Raw genomic sequence first — 2,980 nt, 5'->3', positions numbered from 1 at the left:
ACATCCACCAACTTCGCCTTCGTCCCCTCCGACACCACCGCATTTTACGACCCAACAGCCCACGAATGCCGAGGAGTTATTTTTCGGCAGCTCCCTGGTCCCCATCCCGCCGTCATTCATCCCCCACCTGCGCGAGCACAAGGCGCGGCAGGCGGCAGCGCGCGACACGGCCGGAGACTCCTGGCAGGAACACCACCTGGTCTTCACCCGCCCGGACGGCCGTCCACTCGATCCCCGGCAGGACTGGGAGGAGTTCAAGGAACTGTTTGGCGGAAGCCGGGATCGACGACCGCCGTCTGTACGACGGGAGCCGTCACACCGCCGACACGATCCTGAACGAACTCGGGGTGGATATGCCCACGATCATGGAGATCCTCCGGCACACCTAGATCAGCCAGACCCGGCGGTACGTCCAGGGTCGATCGCACCTGTCGAAGGACGCCATGCGCCGCATGGGCAACACCTTCATGCCCAGCCCGGGACCCACTCCGGAGCCTCAGCCCGAACCCCGCCCCGAAGCGTCCATTGAGACCAGAATTGAGACCAGGGACAGTCGGACGGCCCGCGCGCAGCGCCGTCGCCGCATCCGCTGAATGAGAAAGCCCAGCTCAGACATTGTCTGGGCTGGGCTTGGAAAGAGCCGCCTTCGGGATTCGAACCCGAGACCTACGCATTACGAGGGCCTGCAAGATCATCCCGCGTGATGACGGACGGTGCCGCCGAATCACGTTTCCGCAGATCAGAGGCTCGCGAACCTGACCGGGATCTTGCTTGATCCGCACTGGTGCCACCCAGTCCGCGCACGCAGCGCTCACGCAAGCAGGACGTCTGACGCCCGCATATCCGCACCCGCGATGCGCCGCGCGATGCCGACGACGACCGGCTGTCCGTCCGCCTGCGCACCCTGCCCGTCGACCGCGCCTACGCCGACAGGCAGACAAGCAGAACAGAGATCAAGGTGAACCGCCTGCAGCGCATGCGTGGCCAGCGGCGGATGCAACTCAGACCCGGTGGGTCGTCCCGGCTCAGGGCCTGGCAGGCCCGAGCCTCCGGTACACCGTCACCCGCCGGCCGCAGCCCTGCTCGTTCGTCACCGCCCTGAAGTATTCGTCCAGCACCGAGAGCTTCGCCTTGTCCCGGGCGGACGTCACGGTCGACGCGGCCTCCGGGGCATCAGTCACCAGCAGTATCTCCGTCTGCGCAAGCATCGCGGCGCGGATACGCACCGGGTCCGCCTCCACACCCTTGAGCGTTCCAGACACCTCAGGACTCTCGGCCAGTGCGATGTCCCTGAGGCCGGTGAAGGCGTCGGGGGAGACTGACTTGGTGTCGCGCCGTGCGGCCGGGACGAAGAGCACTCCGTCGCCGGGCCGCTTGAGTCGCCGCACGTCCGAAGCGATCGCGAGGACGTCGTCCACTCGGCTCGCCGGGGACCTCTTGGCCAGCGACTGCGGCAGCAGCCCCACCATCGCCACGGTCAGCACCGCGGGTAGCAGGTACACGTGGGCTCTGGGAAACCTCGGTGTCACCGCTCGTACCGCGGCGCCCAGCGCGGTACCGATCAGCAAGGCCAAGCCCAAGTAGCTGAAGAGTATGTAGCGCTCCAGGAACATCGGCCGGATCAGCGATATGCCGAGCAGAGCGATCTGCGGCACCGCCAGAAGGGGGAACCCGACTATCGCGACGGACGGGCCGCTCTCCCGCCGCCGGTCCGTCAGCGCTGTGAGGCCGCCGATCGCCAGCAGTACAGCCGGGCCGATCATCATGTGCCACGACAACGGCGGTATCCAGGAAACTTGCTGTGACTGGCTTCGAGTGAAGAGGATCAGGGGCATTACGCACGCTGTGCCGACCGCGGAGGCCACCGCCCAGCGTTTCCACAGTCCGCGCCCGGAGCGCCTCCACATCAGGGTCACCAAGTGAGCAGGCAGGAGCAGTAGCGACAACCAGTTCAGCAGTCCGCAGACCAACACGATGCCCCGTACGCCACCCATAGGCCCGGCCGTTGACGCCGGGCGGTGAGGGCAGTCACGAGCAGGAGTGTTGAGATCCCTGCTCCGGCCGTAACGAGTGCGTACGGACGGCCTTCCTGCAACTGGAACTGCACGGCCGGTAGGAGCCCGAACGCAAGGCCGCCTCCCAGCCCGGCCCAGCCACCAGCCAGTCGGCGGCCGATGGCAGCCACGCACCCCGCCGCTACCGCCATGGCGAGGACGGACGGCAGCCTCAGCGTCGTCGTACTGGGGCCGAAGAATGCGAAAAGTCCGTGCATGACTAGGTAGTAGAGCCCGTGGACGGCGTCGACCTGCCCGAGCATGTGCCATATCTGGGCAGTTGAACGCTCGGCCACCTGCCAGGTCGCTGCCTCGTCCCGCCAGACGCTGTGCTGGCGGGACAAACCCCACGAGCCGAGGGCGAGGGTCCACAGAACAGGTATCAGCCAGATGGCCAGACGGTGCCGCATGGCGGCTATGGGGGGATTCATGGAGATCTTCAGGACCCGAGGTGAGAAGCGCGGACCGCAGTCAGCGATGGGCGGAGGTCAGCGGGAGAGCCGTCGGGCCGACGGTCGTGGGGGCCGGCTGCGAGTCGACGAACGATCACACTGACGGGGTGGCCGGGCCAGTCTGTGCGGTTCTCGAAGGAGCGACAACCCTGGTCCGGGGAGATCAAGGCCACTTCTGCACCAAGCGCTTGGGACGTATCAAAAGGCGTGCGACCTGGGCGGATGACCGGACAGGCGAAACCGTTGCGGATGTCCCTTTTCAGTTTGGCCGGAGATCATCTTTGTGGCCCGCGTCACGTGATCAACTGTTGTCAAAGATCATTCTGCGTAGTCAAACTCTTGTTCTGTTCGCATCAAGGGGTGCAGGTGGTGCACTCCCCTAGTACTCCAGCTGTAGATCGTGATCTTCATGTCTGGGATGCGGCTTGTCGCTGGTAGTGACTGGTGCGTGATCGTGCCTGGTGGCGGCGGCGC

2 pseudogenes are annotated in these 2,980 nt (G+C 65.8%); one reads left to right on the top strand and one right to left on the bottom strand.

Annotation, left to right across the window (positions count from 1 at the left end):
- Positions 1 to 97: 97 nt before the first annotated feature.
- Positions 98 to 593 (top strand): annotated as a pseudogene (locus ACIF9R_RS38155) (tyrosine-type recombinase/integrase); the annotation flags it as partial.
- 432 nt (positions 594 to 1,025) lie between these two features.
- Here the strand turns inward: ACIF9R_RS38155 and ACIF9R_RS38150 are convergent.
- Positions 1,026 to 2,485 (bottom strand): annotated as a pseudogene (locus ACIF9R_RS38150) (glycosyltransferase family 39 protein).
- Positions 2,486 to 2,980 lie beyond the last annotated feature (495 nt).

Source organism: Streptomyces sp. NPDC086080 (genome assembly GCF_044540255.1).
Classification (GTDB): Bacteria; Actinomycetota; Actinomycetes; order Streptomycetales; family Streptomycetaceae; genus Streptomyces.
The sequence above is the reverse complement of the archived record's forward strand: the minus strand, read 5'-3'. Positions and strand labels throughout refer to the sequence as shown.